This is a genomic window from Microbacterium yannicii (assembly GCF_024055635.1).
Lineage (GTDB): Bacteria > Actinomycetota > Actinomycetes > Actinomycetales > Microbacteriaceae > Microbacterium > Microbacterium yannicii.
In genome coordinates this window covers 88,987-104,202 of the sequence record NZ_JAMXMB010000014.1, presented here as the reverse complement: position 1 = coordinate 104,202, position 15,216 = coordinate 88,987, and the positions used below count along the sequence as shown (strand labels likewise).

The window sequence follows — 15,216 nt, the reverse complement described above, 5'->3', positions numbered from 1 at the left end:
GAGGTTCTTGCGCAAAACCTCCAGCATGCGCGACAGTAGTGCCGTGCCTGCACGCGTGAGCCTCGCCGCGGTGGCGGCGGCGGCCGGGGTCAGCGTGGCGACCGCGTCCCGCGCGCTCTCCGGGCGGGGCGACCTCGCCCCCGCGACGCGGCGCCGCGTGCTGGCGACCGCCCGCGCGCTCGGCTATGCGCGTGACCCCGCCGTGGGCGGACGGCCGCCGGGGTCTGCGCGGCTGGTCGACCTCGTGCTCGGCTGGTTCCACAACGCGTACTCCGACGAGGTGACGGCCGGCGCCCGCAGCGCCGCGGCCGCCGCGGGCTACGACCTCGTGCTGACCGAGGAGCGCGACACCCCCGACGACGACTGGCCGATGCGCATCCGCCGGCGCGGCTCGGCCGGGGTGGTGCTCGGACTCATCTCGCCGACGGCATCGCAGTTGGCCGCTCTGAACGATGCCGAGATCCCCGTCGTGCTGATGGATCCGCAGGCCGAGACGTCGCGCGGCCTCACGAGCGTGCGCACCACCGACCGTGAGGGCGGCGCTGCCGCGGCGATGCACCTGGCGGAACGCGGCGCGACCCGGTTCGCGGTGGTGCTCGGGTCGCCGCCGTACCGCTACGGTCGCGCGCGGAACACCGGCTTCCGCGAGGCGCTGCGACTGGTCCGCCCGGACGCCGACCTGGTCGCGGTGCAGGCCGACTGGGGTGCCGCGGGCGCGCGCGAGGCCGCCCTGCCGGTGCTCCGCGGCCTGAAGCCGGGCGAACGGCTCGGCGTGTTCGCATGCTCCGACGAGATGGCCGCCGGCGTGTACTCCGCCGCAGCCGCGACGGGCCGCCGCATCCCCGACGACGTGCTCGTCGTCGGCTTCGACGACCTCCGCGGCGCGCGCTGGCTCACCCCGCCGCTCACCACCGTGCGCCAGCCGATCCGCGAGATGGCGGCGGCCGCCGTCACCGCGCTCACCGAGGCGGCGGCCGGGGCCGCCCTGCCGCCCGCGCCGATCGCGCTCCCCACGCAGCTCATCGTCCGCGGCTCGACCTGAGCGGTGGTCGCGGTGCCGCGGGCGGGCTCGCCCGTTCGGGGCGCACGAGCGTTCGGGGGACTCGTCCGTTTGGGGCGCATGAGCGTCGTTCGGGGCGCACGAGCGTCGTTCGGGGCGCACCGCGTGCGCCCCGAACGGTACTGCCGCGCCCCAAACCCGTACGAAGGCGACGGATGCCGGCAGCAGACGCCTCCAGGCACCGCGGCGCCCGGCCGTGCTGGTCGAAGACAAGGCGACGAAGGAGACGTTCGACGACGACGAGTCCGAGCGGCTGCTGCGCGGCTTCCTCTCCAAGGCCCTCTTCGACGCCGGTCTCTCCTGTCGTGCCGACGACCGGGGCGACCCTGTGATCCAGCTGGCGCCACCCCTGACGACCGGGCCGAAGAGGAGTCGACGAGATCGAGCGGATCCTCCGGAGCGTGCTCACGGAGGTGTGGACGCGGCTCTGAGGCGGTAACCTGCGCCCTCCGGGGTTATTGTTGGCGCGTGGGAACGATCTACTACGGCGGCGGCGCGATGCCGATCCATATCGAGGACCGTGCACTCGCGCACCTCAAGGTCGTCATTGCGACCAAGCTCCGACGCGATGAGAGCTTCACCGTCTCGTGGACGCATCCGGACGACCAGCCGCGTGGGCGGAGCACCATCTGGCTTCATCCGTCGATCCCGCTCCGGTTCGTCTTCGACGACCCTGAGCCGGCGCAGCTCAGCCGCGAGTGGATCGAAGACCTGGCGAACTCGGCCAGCTCTACCGGCGGCATCCTGCTCGTGGCGGAGCACTTCGACACCGGTCCGGTGGAGGTGCCGGATGCCGAAGGCGGCCTCGGAGACGGGGCAGACCTCTCGCTCGGCACCGTGGACGTCGAGCACATCGACGTCGATCGCCTCACCGTCGGCGGCACCGAGCTGACGGCGGAGGACGTCAACTCCTAGACGTCACCTCCGACGCCTCAGCTTCTGAAGGTCGCCGCGGCGCCGGCGCTCAGGCCTGCTCCGGCGATGCCGGCTCTTCGTCCTCGGCCGGCTCGGGGAGGATCGAGAGCCCGCTCGGCCCGCTCGCGGAGAGCATCAGCACCTCGACCCAGCTGCGGTTGATCCGCGGCTGACGGCTGCCGAAGAAGTGGAACTGGATCGGCACCGCCGGGTGGATCCAGAAGCTGCGCCGACCGCTGCCGTCGCCGATCTCCACGTCGAACATGAACGGCTCGGAGCGGCGCAGCTTGTTCATCATGACGATGCGCAGATGTGCCAGCGTGCGGTCGTCGATGTCGACCGAGTTCGCGTTGGTGTCGTAGATGAACCTTCCCATGGCAGGAGCCTAACGCCGGATCACCGCGGCGCGAATGCGGCGGCGAAGAGCGCGCGGGCCCGCCGGGCGACGACCGGTCGCTGCGCAGGATCGGCGCGGGCGAGCTCGGTCGCCAGCATCCCGGCCGCCAGCGTCACGTCGTCGGTCTCGATGTGGGTCCCGACACGGCCGGAGGCGCGGTCGCGGGTGACGACGCGATCGACGAGCGTCTGGAAGCGCGCACCGAGCACGGCCACGCGGGCGTCGGTGAGATCGGCGGTGATGAGCTCGATGAACGCCGTCGAGACGACCGCCTGGTCGACGAGCCGGTCGAACAGATCGTCGATCGTGCGGTCGGGCGGCGAGGTGTACTCCTCGAGGTCGCGGACGTTGTCTTCGAAGACGGCGACGGCGAGCGCAGTGCGGTCGGGGAAATGGCGGTAGAGGCTGCCCTGCCCGACGCCGGCGCGCTTGGCGACGGCGCTGAACGGCGCGCTGAGTCCGCCTTCGGCATACACCTCGCGGGCGGCGGCGATGAGGGCGCGGCGATTGTCGGCAGCGGCGGCGGGGCCACGGTTCTGGCGGGGATGCGCACGGGGGGATGCGGTGCTCTGCACGGGTGTAGCCTAGTACCGGACAATGTCGTCCGGTAGGAGCCGCCCCGAAGGATCCTCGTCCCGCCCGCAGCCCCGCGCCAGATAGAGCACTGTCGTACCGCATGAGAAAGGGAAAGAACCAGCCATGAGCACCACCACCGCTCCCCTCACCGGAGCGTCCACCATCCAGTCGTGGCTCGACGACCCGGCCGGCGGGGCCGCACTTCGCGGCCTCCTCGCCCAGGGCGGCCAGAGCGCCGATGCACTCGCCCCGATCGCCGCGCTCCCCCTGCACAACCTGGTGGCCATGAGCGGCGGCGCCTTCCCGCAGGAGGCCCTCGACGCGCTCGTCGCCCAGGTCAACCCCGACGGTGTGCCCGCCGAGGCCGCGGATGCGACCCCGAAGACCGAGTGGGCCGAGAAGATCACGGCGGGCCGCTTCACCGGCCAGACCGTCATCGTGACGGGCGCGGGCTCCGGCATCGGCCGCGCCACCGCGTCGCGCGTCGCCCGCGAAGGCGGACGCGTGATCGCCGTCGACGTCAGTCAGGAGCGCCTCGACGAGTTCGTGGCCGCGCACGCCGGCGCCGACGTCGTCGCGCTCACCGCCGACATCACCGACGACCAGGGCGTCGCCCGCATCATCGAGGCGGCCGGCGACCGGATCGACGGCCTCGCCAACATCGCCGGGATCATGGACGACATGACCCCGGTCGGCGATGTCACCGACGCGGTCTGGGACCGTGTGTTCAGCGTCAACGTCACCGGCACCATGAAGCTGATGCGCGCCGTCATCCCCGCCATGCTCGCGCAGGGCGGCGGTTCGATCGTGAACACGTCGTCCGAGGCATCCCTGCGCGGCTCGAGCGCCGGTGCCGCCTACACGGCGTCCAAGCACGCCGTCGTCGGCCTCACCAAGTCGAGCGCGTTCATGTACGGCCCGAGCGGCATCCGCGTGAACGCGGTCGCTCCCGGCGCTGTCATCACCAACATCGAGGCGAAGTTCAACTCGGCGCTCGGCGCCGAGCGCGTACGCACCGGCATGGCCGTGATGGCACCTCCGGTGCTGCCTGACCGCCTCGCCGCGTCCATCACGTTCCTGCTGAGCGACGACGGCGTCAACGTCAACGGCCAGAACCTCGCCAGCGACGGCGGCTGGTCGGCCGCGTAAGAGCCCGCGGCGCCCCGGTGGACCCGAGCCACCGGGGCGCCGCGCACCACCCTGCGCCTTTTGGCGAGTCGCCAGAAGGCGGCGCGCGAAGTGGCGATTCTTGGCGACTGTCGGGTCCGAGCATCACGTTCGTGGCGTCCCTTCGCCCGACCGGTTTTGGCGAGTCGCCAAGGACCGCCCCGTTCGATGGCGAGTTCTGGCGAGTCGCCAAGTTGGGCGGAACTCGTCGCAGGCCGGATGCGAGCGGATGCCGCGAACCACCCGGGATTCGGAGATCCGCCGGAACTCGGACGCAGCGGCCGCCGGCATGCTAGTCCGGGCAGATCTCCCGCTGCGAGCGGACGCCCCGGCCACCGGCATCCGCATCCCGGCAGGTCTCCGGATGCGAGCGGATGCCGCGGCCCACGGCGACAGCCGGGTCAGAACGGCCAGACGAGCGGGACGTAGAACACGGCCATCAGCAGGAAGAACAGCGCGAGCGGCAGTCCGGGCTTCCAGTAGTCGCCGAACCGATAGCCCGCCGGCTCCATCACCATGAGATTCGCGGGTGTCGCGATCGGCGTGAGGAAGGCTGCGGCGCCCACGACGGCGAGCGCCATCATGAAGGGCTGCACCGACAGGTCCAGGGCGCGCGCGACCGAGATGGCGATCGGCGCCACGATGAGCACGGTCGCGGTGTTGCTGATCAGCTGGCCCAGCACCAGCGTGATCCCGCACAGCGCGAGCAAAGCGACGTGGGGGCCGGCGTCGCCCAGCACCGTCAGCATCCCGTCAGCGATGAGGTCGGCGGTGCCGGTGCTGATGAATGCCGTCGACAGCGGGATCATTCCGGCGATCAGCACCACGGTCGTCCACGAGATCGCGTGGTACGCCGCCGTCCCGGTGACCGTGCGGGTGAGCACGAGCGCGCACGCCGCGAGCAGCGCGGCCACGGCCGGCGGCACGAGGCCGGTCGCGAGCAGCACGATCATCGCGAGGAGGATGCCGATCGCGCGCTTCGCGCCGCGCCCGAGCGGCACCGACCGGCGCAGCTGCGCCGGGTCGTCGACGACGAGCACGGCCGGGTCCTGCGTCCGCCGCGTGAGGTCGTCCCAGGCGCCCTGCAGCAGGAGCGCGTCACCGGACTGCACGATGAACTCCGTGCCCTTCAGGTGCTCGTCGCCGCGTCGCGCCGCCAGCACGACGAGGTCGCCGTCGGGCGTCGTCATGCCGGCGCACACACGCGTGCCGATGAGGGGCGAGCGGGGCGCCACGACGACCTCGGTGACCCCGCTGTCCGGCCCGAGCAGCACGCCGGTGTCGAGCGTCAGGGAGTACTGCTGGCGCAGCATCCGCGCGTGGCGCACCAGGTCGACCGGCATGAGGGCGCTCTTCCGCTCGGGCAGCAGCCGACCGCTGAGCAGCAGGATCACGACGGTGCCGAGCAGCACCGGGACCCCGACGAGCGCGAACTCGAAGAACCCGAACTCCCGCCCGCCCGCGCCCGCAGCGAACTCCGACACGATGATGTTGACCGGCGTGCCGGTGAGCAGGAGCAGTGAGCCGGCGGATGCCGCGAACGCGAGCGGCATGAGCAGCTTCGACGATGCGATGCCGGCGCGCGCCGCGACCACGACCACCAACGGGAGCAGAGCGGCGACCGCGCCGTTGATGCTGATGAGCGCCGTCAAACCGGCGACCAGCAGTGCGACCACGACGACGAGGGTGGTCCGCCTCGTCCCGGCGCGGCCGATCACCTTCTGCCCCGCCCACGCGGTGACGCCCGTCGCATCCAGCGACTCGCTGACCACGAACAGCGCGGCGATGAACAGCACGGTCGGGTCGCCGAACCCCGCCAGGGCTTCCGGCAGCGTGAGCACTCCCGTGAAGAAGAGGGCCAGGGCGACGCCGATCGCAACGATCCCGATGGGCACGCGGTTGCTGACGAAGGCGATCACCGCGAGCACCAGGATGACGAGCGTTGCGGTGATGGGGTCCACGCGCCCAGCGTAGCCACCGCCCTTGCGGGAGCGGACCATGCGGAGTCGACCGCGCCGAGCTGACCCGATCCCTGAGTTTGTCGGGGACGCTTCGACAGGCTCAGCGCCCGGGGCCGGGACTCAGCGCTTCGGGCCGCGGCTCAGGGCCAGCGGCGGCGGTTCAGAGGCGCGCCAGGGCCTGGTCGAGGTCGGCGAGGAGGTCGGCGGCCGACTCGATGCCGACCGACAGCCGCACCACCTCCGGCGGGACGGCGAGCTCGGTGCCGCGCACCGACGCGTGCGTCATCTCATCGGGGTAGTTCATGAGCGACTCGACGCCCCCGAGCGACTCGGCCAGCTGGAACAGCCGCGTCGATTCTGCGAAGCGACGAGCGGATGCGGCATCCGCCAGCGCGACCGAGACGATCCCGCCGAACCCGCTCATCTGCGCGGCGGCGAGCTGGTGACCGGGATGCGACGCAAGGCCCGGGTAGTACACCCGCGCGACGCGATCGTGGGCGGCCAGGAACTCGGCCACCGCCTGGGCGTTCTCGCCGTGCCGCTGCATGCGCAGCGCGAGAGTCTTGATGCCGCGCGTCGTCAGCCACGCGTCGAGCGGCCCCGAGACCGCACCGACGGCGAACTGCAGGAACTTCGCCTCGGCGTAGAGCGCCTCGTCGTTGAGCACGAGCGCGCCGCCGACGACGTCGGAGTGCCCGCCGAGGTACTTCGTCGTCGAGTGCACCACGACGTCGGCGCCGAAGGCGAGCGGCTGCTGCAGGGCGGGCGACGCGAACGTGTTGTCGACGACGACGAGGGCGCCGGCGTCGTGCCCGAGCCGTGCGAGCCCGGCGATGTCGGTGATGCGCAGCAGCGGATTGCTCGGCGTCTCCACCCACACGATGCGCGCCGGGTGCTCCTCGAGGGCGGCGCGCACGGCGTCCAGGTCGCTCATGTCGACCACCCGCACCCCGACGCCCCACGCCCCGAGCACCCGCGCGATGAGGCGGTAGGTGCCGCCGTAGACGTCGCTGCCGAGCAGCACCTCGTCGCCCGGCTTGAGCGCGGCGCGCAGCAGCGCGTCCTCGGCGGCCAGCCCCGAGGCGAACGACAGCGCGTGCGCACCGCCTTCGAGCGCGGCGAGCTGCGTCTCGAGCGCCGTGCGCGTCGGGTTGCCGCTGCGCCCGTACTCGTACCCCTCGCGAAGGCCCCCGATCCCGTCCTGCGCGTACGTCGTCGAGAAATGCACCGGCGGGATCACGGCCCCGGTCGTCGGGTCGAAGGCCTGCCCGGCGTGCACCGCGCGGGTCTCGAAACCGTGGTCGCTCGTGGGCTCGGTCATGCGGGTGCTCCTTCGTCGGGGATGGTTCGGGATGCCTCGGGGCCGGGGTCTGCGCCGGGTGCAGGCGTTTCGTCTCGCTCGTTCCTCGCTCGCTCAACGACCGGGACCGCAGCGGGAGCCTCGGGGCCGGGGCCTGCGGCGCCCGCCTGCTCCTCGAAGCCGTGGTCGCGCATCCAGTTGTCGTCGTAGAACCGGTTGAGGTAGCCCCGACCGTGGTCGGGCAGCAGCACGACGACGACGGCTTCGGCCGGAAGCTCGCGCGCGGCGCGCAGCGCTGCGACCACCGCCATCCCGCTCGATCCGCCCACCAGGAGCCCCTCCTCGCGAGCGAGGCGGCGGGTCATCTCGAAGGTCTCGGCGTCACCGACGCGGTGGATCTCATCGGGCACCGCGGGGTCGTAGCTGCCGGGCCAGAAGTCCTCGCCGACGCCCTCGACCAGGTACCCGTGGAGCGGGCCGCCGGAGTAGATCGAGCCTTCCGGGTCTGCGCCGACGACCCGCACCCGGCCGCCCGACACCTCGTGCAGGTAGCGGCCCGTGCCGGTGATCGTGCCGCCGGTGCCGATGCCCGCGACGAAATGACTCACGCGTCCGTCGGTGTCGCGCCAGATCTCGGGACCCGTCGTCTCGTAGTGGCTGAGCGGCCCGTTCGGGTTGGCGAACTGGTTCGGCTTGAAGGCCCCGGGGATCTCCCGGACCAGCCGATCCGACACGCTGTAGTACGAGCGCGGGTCTTCGGGCGGCACGCTCGTGTCGGTCACGACGACCTCTGCGCCGTAGGCCCGCAGCACGTCGACTTTGGGGCCTGCGAACTTGTCGGGCACGACGAAGATCATTCGATACCCGCGCTGTATCGCCACGAGGGCAAGGCCCACGCCGGTGTTACCGCTCGTCGGTTCGACGATCGTGCCGCCGGGTCGGAGGAGTCCGTCACGCTCGGCGGCATCGATGATGCGGCGGGCGATGCGGTCCTTGGCGGAACCGCCGGGGTTGAAGTACTCGACCTTTGCGAGCACCGTCGCCGCGATGCCGTCGGTGACGCGGGTCAGGCGGACGAGGGGGGTGTTGCCGACGAGGTCGGCCACGCTCTGGGCGTAACGCACGATGAGTCCTGGAGTGTTGCCGCGCGGGTGCGCGGAGGGTCGTCGGGGTCGCGGATGTCTGCGCGAAGCGAATGCTTCAGCAGCAGGGGCGACAACACCGACAGGTCAACACGGGCGCCAGTCTAGACGCTCACCCGGGGCGGCGTCGAGGACGCGGTTGGGGAGCAGCACGCCGGGACGCAGCGGCGGATGCCGCCTCCCGGCCAGCATCACCAGGTCGTGACGTACTCCGATCTGCGAACGAGCGTGGCCTGCTCGACGAGGGGCAGCGATCCGTCGACGGCCTGCACGACGCGACGGATGACCTCGGGCGAGGTCAGCTCGTCGTCGGCGAAGTCGTCGGTCGAGGCATACACACCCACCGGCAGCGTGAGCGCCTGGAAGAAGCCGAACAGCGGGCGGAGCTGGTGCTCGATGATCAGCGCGTGCCGCTCACCGCCGCCCGTCGCCGCAAGAAGCACGGGCGTGCCGACGAGGTCGTACTGGCCGACGAAGTCGAACAGGTGCTTGAACAGCCCGGTGAACGAGGCGCGGTACACGGGCGAGCCGACGACCAGGAGGTCGGCCGACTCGATGAGCTGCAGCGCCTCCTCCACCGCGGGCGCGACCTGGTCGCGATGCAGTGCTCCGGCGAAGCCAGGCCCGAGCGCGGCGACCTCGATCAGTGTCGGCTCGATCTCGATGCGCGCCCCCACCTCGGCCAGGATGGCCCGTAGGAGCGCCGTCGTGCGACTGGGCTCATGCAGCGAGCCCGAGACGCCGACGACCTTCAGCGAACGGCTCATCACTCACCCTCGTGCGGCGGCGCGACCGGCCGCCCGATGGACAGCATGAGTCGGTTCGCCCAGTTGAAGAACGCGGCGCCGTGCACGACGTCGGCGATCTCGAGCTCGTCGAGGCCGACGGCACGCAGCCGCTCGACGTGGCTCGCGTCGAACGCGAGCGGCGTCGCCGTGAGTGCGGCGGCAGCAGCGACGATCGCGTTCCAGCGCTCCCCGAGGTCGGCGCCGACGCCGTCCGCGAGGAGGATGTCCACCCGCGCGGGGTCTTTCGAGTAGTGCGCCGCGAAGCGCGCGTGCACCGACGCGCAGAAGACGCATCCGTTCACTCGCGAGGCGGCGGTCGCGGCGAGCTCACGTTCGGCGCGCGGCAGCCCTTCGGCGGTGTTGTAGAAGATGTCCTTGTCGACGAGCGTGCGTGCGCGCAGGATCTCGGGATCGCGCGCCAGCAGCCGGAAGTAGTCGCTGCCCGCGCGCTGGCGGTCGACGAGCCCGTCGTAGTGGCGGTCGGTGAGCTCGTCGACGGCAAGGGGCTCGAGCCACGGCAGCCAGCCGACCTCGGCGCGCGTGAACGCGTGCGGGTGGGCCTCGTCATGCACGAGGATGTCGGCTGCGGTCGTCGTATCGGTCATGCCGAGACCTCCTGGGATGAGCGGATCGCGCGGAGCCCGGCGGCCACGCGCTGCTGGAAGGCGAGGAAGGACACCAACTGCGAGAGCGTGACGATGCCGTCGGCACTCCACCCGGACTCGAGGAGCCGGCTCTGGTCTGCGCCGTCGGCCTCTCGCGGACGGAAGGTGAGCAGGTGCGCATGGCCGAGCGCGGCGGTGAGGCGCTCGCCCAGCGCCTCGCGCACGTCCGGACCCGGTTCGTAGCGCCGGCCGTCGCTGCTCTCGCCACGCAGCCCCTCCTCGCGGTAGGTGCCGAAGGGTCCGGCGGTCGCGGCGGCGGATGCCTCGGCGAGCACGATCTCGGCGCGTGCGGCGTCCGCGCGGCGCGCGGCGGCGGCATAGAAGGCGGCGGTGGCGTCGTCGGAGGTCGAACGCGTGGCGAAGGCGGCGACGAGCAGGCGCTCCGCCACGAGGAACGCAGTGTCGTCGACCGGCGCGAAGAGCGCGTCATAGCTCGCCTGCAGCTGCTCACGGGTGACGGTGCGGCGGTGGCGCAGGTCGTCGAGCGCGTCCCCTTCTTGCACGCCGACGAGCTGGTCGACGACGTCGATGGTCGCGGTGGTCATGGGGTCTCCTTTCCGAGACGGCTGAATGGTTCGAGGGAGCGGTGGCGCGCCGCCCAGCCGAGGGCCGGCGCGACCTCGGTGGCAAAGAGCTCGATGGACCTCAGCACGTGGTCGTGCGGGGCGTCGACGGAGTGCACCTGGAAGGCGACCTCCGTGGCGCGCGCGAGCGTGGTGTCGGTCGCCAGCGACGCGGCCACCTCTTCGGGGGTGCCGAGGTGGGTGTCGGTCGCCGCGATGAGCTCGTCGAGCGTGTCACCCGGTATGAGCTGCCCGGAGCGACGGAAGCCTTCGGCCGCGCGGCGCAGTCCGGCCTCGGCGAACCGCAGGGCATCGGCGCGGTCGTCGGCGACGAAGACGGTGCGGGATGCCGTGATCCGGGGCGCGACGCCCGCCGGAAGCGTGTCGAGGTACCGGTCGATGATGGGATGCTGCAGATCGGCCAGCGTCGCACCGGGCGCGTCTGCCGGCCGCGGCTGCGTGCGCGAGAGCAGCAGGCCATGACCGTGGACCCCCGCCCGCGCGCCTCCTCCGGCGGAGAAGGTCGCCTGCCAGATGCGGTCGGCCAGACGCGACGACCGGGTCGACGATGCGTCTGGGTACAGCGTGTTGCCGCCGCCGATCTCGCGCCCGGCGAGCGCGTCGATCAGCACCGCGAGCTTCTCGTCGTAGACGGCGGCCTTGGCCGCCACGTCCTGACCGAACGGGATGAACGACGACGGCGTGCCGCCGCTGCCGAGACCGAGGTCGATGCGTCCGCCGGACAGGAGGTCGGCGACGACGGCGTCCTCGGCCACACGCACCGGGTCTTCGAGCGGCAGCGTGACGACGCCGGTGCCGAGGCGGATCTCAGTCGTGGCTGCGGCCACATGCGCGAGGAAGACGAAGGGTGCGGGCAGGCCGCCCTCGGCCGCGCGGAAGTGGTGCTGCGCGACCCACGCGCGCCCGATGCCGAACCGCTCGGCGTGCCGGATCTGGTCGGTGGCGAGGCGGTACCGCTCGGCGGCGGGCGCGTCGTCGATCGGACCGGGAGTGGCGGCATCCAGCAGGCGGGTGAAGAAGGCGAGAGACGACACGGTCATGCCGCGACCTCCGATCGTCCGGGCACGGCTGCCAGCAGCTCGCGCGTGTACTCGTGGGCGGGGGACGTGAAGATGTCCTCGGTGCTCCCGGCTTCGACCACCCGGCCCCGGCGCATGACCGAGACGGTGTGGCTGATGCGGCGGACCACGGCGAGATCATGGGAGATGAACAGGTAGGTGAGGCCGAGTTCCTGCTGGAGCGACTCCAGCAGCTCGAGGATGCGCGCCTGCACGGTGACGTCGAGCGCCGACACCGCTTCGTCGAGCACGACCACATCCGGACGGATGGCGAGCGCCCGCGCGATCGCGACGCGCTGACGCTGGCCGCCCGACAGCTCGCGCGGACTCCGCTCGAGCAGATCTGCCGGGAGGGCGACGCGATCGAGGAGCTCGGCCGCACGCGCTGAGCGCTCGGCGCGCGTGCCCTCACGGAAGTTGTGCAGCGGCTCGGCGACGATCTGCGCGACGCTCTGCCGCGGGTCGAGCGACGAGAAGGGGTTCTGGTACACCAGCTGGATCCGTCGGCGCAGGCGGCGAAGTCCCTCGCCGCGCAGGCCCGCGATGTCGGCGAGCTCACCGGAGGAGCCGACGAGTTCGATGCGCCCCGCGTCCGGCTGCAGGAACCGCGTCACCAGACGCGCCGTCGTGGTCTTGCCCGAGCCCGACTCCCCCACGAGCGCGTGCGTGGTGCCGCGGCGCACCCGGAACGACACGTCGTCCACGGCGCGGAACGGCTCCCGACCCCGGCCGTGCACGGCGAACTCCTTCACCAGGCCGTCGGCGACGATGACGTAGGGGTTCTCCGCGGCGGCGGCCGCGGCATCCCGCAGGAACAGCGCCGGTGCGGGTCGCCGGAAATCGCCGACCGCGAGGGCCGGCGCGTCGGCCAGGAGCTGGCGCGTGTAGACATCCGCGGGGGACGACAGGATGCCGGCGCTCGGCCCCTGCTCGACGACGCGACCCTGGTTCAGCACGACGATGCGCTGGGCACGGTCCGCGGCGACCCCGAGGTCGTGGGTGACGAGCAGCACCGACGTGCCCTCCTCACGGCGCAGGTCGTCGATGAGATCGAGGATGCGCCGCTGCACCGTGACGTCGAGCGCGCTGGTCGGCTCGTCGGCGATGATCAGGCGGGGTCTCAGCGCGATGGCGGTGGCGATGAGGACGCGCTGGCGCATGCCGCCCGAGAGCTCGTGCGGATACTGCCGCGCCCTCAGCGCGGGGTCGTCGAGGCCGACACGCTCCAGAAGCTCGAGCACACGCGCACGGCGGACCGCCGCGGACCGCACGCCGTGCAGACGCAGGACCTCGCCCACCTGGACGCCGATCGGACGCACCGGGTCGAGCGACGACACCGGGTCCTGCGGCACCAGCCCCACCTGCGCCCCGCGCACGGCGCGCAGCCGTTGCTGGCTCCACCCCGTGATGTCGACGCCGCCGAGGGCGATCGATCCGCCGTCGACGCGACCGCCCTCGGGCAGCAGGCCGATGAGGGCGTGCGCGGTGGTGGACTTGCCCGAGCCGGACTCGCCCACGAGCGCCACGACCTCGCCCTCGCCGACCGAGACGTCGACGCCGTGGACGACCTCCCGCCGCCCCGCACGCGAGTCGTACGAAACGCGGAGGCCCTGCACGTCGAGCACGCTCATCGCGTTCCCCTTCCGATCGACTGGCTGATGCGGTTGGCGCTCAGCACCACCACGAGCACGACGAGCCCGGGCAGCGTCGTCAGCCACCAGGCTGTCGCGACGTAGTTGCGGCCTTCGGCGATGAGGAGGCCCCATTCCGGCGTCGGGGGCGGCGCCCCGTAGCCGAGGAAGCCGAGGGTCGAGATCGCGAGGATCGCGCTGCCGAACTGCAGGGCCGCCAGTCCTACGACGGCGGTCAGCGAGTTGGGCAGCACGTGGCGTCCCAGCACTGCGGCGAAGGTGCCCCCGCTGCCGAAGGCCGCCTCGACGTAGTCGGTGCGGCGCACCCGCACCACCTCCGACCGCGAGAGCCGGGCGAAGGACGCGATGCTCACGACGCCGACAGCGATCGCCGCGTTCACCGTGCCGAAGCCCAGCAGGATGATGACCGACAGCATCAGCAGCAGGCCGGGGATCGACAGCAGCACGTCGACGAGACGCATCAGCACGTCGTCCAGCCACCCGCCGATCGACCCGGCGAGGACGCCGATGACCGTACCGGCGGCGAGGCCGACGGTGACGGCGATGAGAGCGCCTGCGAGCGAGTGGATCGCGCCGTAGACGACGCGGGCGTAGAGGTCGCGCCCGATCGCATCGGTGCCGAACCAGTGCGCCGTGCTCGGGGGCAGCAGCTTCTCGGCCGGGACGCCGACGATCGGATCGTACGACGTGAACAGCCAGGGGACGACGGCCCACAGCACCGCGATCACGATGACCGCGATGGCGACAATGAGGGTCCACGACGGGCGCCGCCCCCGGGCGAACAGCCGTGCGGCCGAGAATCGCCGCTCGGGGAGTCCGTCCGGCGCCCCCGCGTCGCGGGCGATCGGGTCGACGACCGTGCCCGACGCTTCGTCTCTTGCCTCGCCCCGCACACGTGCGTCGTCGCCCCCGCCCACGGCGGCCGCGGCATCCGTGCCGTCTTCAACGATCGGCGCGTGAGCCTGTGGAAGGGTCATGCGGTCGCCTCCTGCAGCGCGGGGGTGGACGAGGTGCGTGCGCTGCGCTTCGCGCTGCGCAGCCGCGGGTCGAGCACCGGGTAGAGCAGGTCGACCACGAGGTTCACGACCACGAAGGTGAACGCCGCGAGCACGACGATCCCCTGCAGCACGGGGATGTCCTGATTGGCCACCGCCTGCTCGGTCACCCGGCCGATGCCCGGGCGCCCGAACACGGTCTCGGTGACCACGGCGCCGCCGACGAGTTCTCCGAACAGCACGCCCGCGATCGTGAGTGTCGGCAGCAGCGCGTTGCGGGCCACCGAGCGCCACAGCACCCACGACGGCGAGGCGCCCTTCGCGCGGACGACGGTGACGAACGGCTGCAGCTGCACGTCGTCGATGCTGCGCACCAGGATCTGGGCGAGCGGCGCCGAGATCGGCACCGCCAGGGTGATCACCGGAAGGATCATCCCCGCGACCGGGTCGGCGCCCACGATCGGCACCCAGCCGAGGCCGAACGAGAACACCTGGATGAGGAGGATGCCCAGCCAGAACACCGGCACGGCCACGAACACCCCGGGCAGCGCCTGGAGCGCCTGCCGAAGCCAGGCGAACGGTGACAGCGTCGACAGGAACGCGATCGCGAAGGCGATCACCGCCGCGAGCAGGAACCCCAGGGTCGCCAGCGCCGCGGTCGGTGGGAGGGCTTCCCCGATGAGCTGGAGCACTCCCGTGCCGTACTGCGTCGAATACCCGAAGTCGCCCTGGGCGTAGCCGGTCAGGGTGACCCAGTACTGCTCCCACCACGACGAGTCGGCACCGTAGGCGACCCGGATCGACTCGATCTGGTCGGGCGTGAGACCCAGCTCCGGATTGTCGTACTTGATGAGGATCGCGTCGCCGGGCAGCAGCTGGAGCAGGATGAAGGTGGCCGTGAAGGCCGCGATCAGCACGATCGCGGCCTGCCCGGCGCGGCGGAGCGCGTAGCTCAT

General features: G+C 72.0%; 14 protein-coding genes and 2 pseudogenes. 4 read left to right on the top strand and 12 right to left on the bottom strand.

Annotated features, from left to right (window positions below; translation table 11 throughout):
• The first annotated feature begins 43 nt into the window (after window positions 1-43).
• The 3 genes and pseudogenes from NCG93_RS07300 to NCG93_RS07290 form a co-directional block, all read left to right on the top strand.
• The gene (locus tag NCG93_RS07300) at window positions 44-1,042 is read left to right on the top strand and encodes a substrate-binding domain-containing protein (RefSeq protein ID WP_252787480.1); all 999 of its coding nucleotides are present in this window, start codon (window positions 44-46) and stop codon (window positions 1,040-1,042) included.
• Window positions 1,043-1,259: 217 nt separating this feature from the next.
• A pseudogene (locus NCG93_RS07295) lies at window positions 1,260-1,491 on the top strand (aspartate aminotransferase family protein); the annotation flags it as partial.
• Between the two features lie 37 nt (window positions 1,492-1,528).
• Window positions 1,529-1,831, top strand: a pseudogene (locus NCG93_RS07290) (DUF7882 family protein); the annotation flags it as partial.
• Window positions 1,832-2,024: 193 nt separating this feature from the next.
• Here NCG93_RS07290 and NCG93_RS07285 read toward each other — a convergent pair.
• The gene (locus NCG93_RS07285) at window positions 2,025-2,351 is read right to left on the bottom strand and encodes a DUF7882 family protein (RefSeq protein WP_194414611.1); all 327 of its coding nucleotides are present in this window, start codon (window positions 2,349-2,351) and stop codon (window positions 2,025-2,027) included.
• A 20-nt stretch (window positions 2,352-2,371) separates the two neighbouring features.
• Window positions 2,372-2,947: a TetR/AcrR family transcriptional regulator gene (locus NCG93_RS07280; RefSeq protein WP_194414612.1), complete on the bottom strand. Its 576-nt coding sequence runs from the start codon at window positions 2,945-2,947 to the stop codon at window positions 2,372-2,374.
• 124 nt (window positions 2,948-3,071) lie between these two features.
• On the opposite strand from NCG93_RS07280, the gene NCG93_RS07275 reads away from it, so the two are divergent.
• Window positions 3,072-4,097, top strand: coding sequence for an SDR family NAD(P)-dependent oxidoreductase (locus NCG93_RS07275; protein WP_194414613.1), 1,026 nt, complete (start codon window positions 3,072-3,074; stop codon window positions 4,095-4,097).
• Window positions 4,098-4,516: 419 nt separating this feature from the next.
• Here NCG93_RS07275 and NCG93_RS07270 read toward each other — a convergent pair whose 3' ends face one another.
• From NCG93_RS07270 to NCG93_RS07225, 10 genes are all read right to left on the bottom strand, one after another.
• A complete protein-coding gene (locus NCG93_RS07270; RefSeq protein ID WP_194414614.1) occupies window positions 4,517-6,076 on the bottom strand; it encodes an SLC13 family permease in 1,560 nt (519 codons plus the stop codon).
• A 160-nt stretch (window positions 6,077-6,236) separates the two neighbouring features.
• Complete coding sequence (locus NCG93_RS07265; protein WP_194414615.1) at window positions 6,237-7,397, bottom strand: cystathionine gamma-synthase; 1,161 nt, start codon at window positions 7,395-7,397, stop codon at window positions 6,237-6,239.
• Window positions 7,394-8,500 carry a pyridoxal-phosphate dependent enzyme gene (locus NCG93_RS07260; RefSeq protein WP_308212129.1) on the bottom strand — a complete coding sequence of 369 codons (1,107 nt, stop codon included), beginning with the start codon at window positions 8,498-8,500 and terminating at the stop codon, window positions 7,394-7,396. Before NCG93_RS07260 ends, NCG93_RS07265 begins: the two co-directional genes overlap by 4 nt.
• Window positions 8,501-8,709: 209 nt before the next feature.
• On the bottom strand, window positions 8,710-9,285 hold the full coding sequence (gene msuE, locus NCG93_RS07255) for an FMN reductase (RefSeq protein WP_194414616.1): 576 nt from the start codon (window positions 9,283-9,285) through the stop codon (window positions 8,710-8,712).
• Window positions 9,285-9,911 (bottom strand): alkylhydroperoxidase domain protein, encoded by a 627-nt coding sequence (locus NCG93_RS07250; RefSeq protein WP_194414617.1) that lies wholly within the window; start codon window positions 9,909-9,911, stop codon window positions 9,285-9,287. The genes msuE and NCG93_RS07250 overlap by 1 nt, the downstream gene beginning before the upstream one ends.
• A complete protein-coding gene (locus tag NCG93_RS07245; RefSeq protein ID WP_194414618.1) occupies window positions 9,908-10,516 on the bottom strand; it encodes a CMD domain protein in 609 nt (202 codons plus the stop codon). The genes NCG93_RS07250 and NCG93_RS07245 overlap by 4 nt, the downstream gene beginning before the upstream one ends.
• Window positions 10,513-11,595: a putative FMN-dependent luciferase-like monooxygenase gene (locus NCG93_RS07240; protein ID WP_194414619.1), complete on the bottom strand. Its 1,083-nt coding sequence runs from the start codon at window positions 11,593-11,595 to the stop codon at window positions 10,513-10,515. Before NCG93_RS07240 ends, NCG93_RS07245 begins: the two co-directional genes overlap by 4 nt.
• On the bottom strand, window positions 11,592-13,244 hold the full coding sequence (locus tag NCG93_RS07235) for a dipeptide ABC transporter ATP-binding protein (RefSeq protein ID WP_194414620.1): 1,653 nt from the start codon (window positions 13,242-13,244) through the stop codon (window positions 11,592-11,594). Before NCG93_RS07235 ends, NCG93_RS07240 begins: the two co-directional genes overlap by 4 nt.
• Window positions 13,241-14,242 carry an ABC transporter permease gene (locus tag NCG93_RS07230; RefSeq protein ID WP_241741898.1) on the bottom strand — a complete coding sequence of 334 codons (1,002 nt, stop codon included), beginning with the start codon at window positions 14,240-14,242 and terminating at the stop codon, window positions 13,241-13,243. The genes NCG93_RS07235 and NCG93_RS07230 overlap by 4 nt, the downstream gene beginning before the upstream one ends.
• Complete coding sequence (locus NCG93_RS07225; RefSeq protein WP_194414621.1) at window positions 14,239-15,216, bottom strand: ABC transporter permease; 978 nt, start codon at window positions 15,214-15,216, stop codon at window positions 14,239-14,241. The genes NCG93_RS07230 and NCG93_RS07225 overlap by 4 nt, the downstream gene beginning before the upstream one ends.

What these genes read in the sequence shown, in the direction of transcription:
- NCG93_RS07240 (WP_194414619.1), bottom strand. Translation starts at nt 11,595, where the DNA reads ATGACCGTGTCGTCTCTCGCCTTCTTCACCCGCCTGCTGGATGCCGCC.
- NCG93_RS07245 (WP_194414618.1), bottom strand. Translation starts at nt 10,516, where the DNA reads ATGACCACCGCGACCATCGACGTCGTCGACCAGCTCGTCGGCGTGCAA.
- NCG93_RS07235 (WP_194414620.1), bottom strand. Translation starts at nt 13,244, where the DNA reads ATGAGCGTGCTCGACGTGCAGGGCCTCCGCGTTTCGTACGACTCGCGT.
- NCG93_RS07250 (WP_194414617.1), bottom strand. Translation starts at nt 9,911, where the DNA reads ATGACCGATACGACGACCGCAGCCGACATCCTCGTGCATGACGAGGCC.
- NCG93_RS07265 (WP_194414615.1), bottom strand. Translation starts at nt 7,397, where the DNA reads ATGACCGAGCCCACGAGCGACCACGGTTTCGAGACCCGCGCGGTGCAC.
- msuE (WP_194414616.1), bottom strand. Translation starts at nt 9,285, where the DNA reads ATGAGCCGTTCGCTGAAGGTCGTCGGCGTCTCGGGCTCGCTGCATGAG.
- NCG93_RS07225 (WP_194414621.1), bottom strand. Translation starts at nt 15,216, where the DNA reads ATGAGCTACGCGCTCCGCCGCGCCGGGCAGGCCGCGATCGTGCTGATC.
- NCG93_RS07275 (WP_194414613.1), top strand. Translation starts at nt 3,072, where the DNA reads ATGAGCACCACCACCGCTCCCCTCACCGGAGCGTCCACCATCCAGTCG.
- NCG93_RS07230 (WP_241741898.1), bottom strand. Translation starts at nt 14,242, where the DNA reads ATGACCCTTCCACAGGCTCACGCGCCGATCGTTGAAGACGGCACGGAT.
- NCG93_RS07285 (WP_194414611.1), bottom strand. Translation starts at nt 2,351, where the DNA reads ATGGGAAGGTTCATCTACGACACCAACGCGAACTCGGTCGACATCGAC.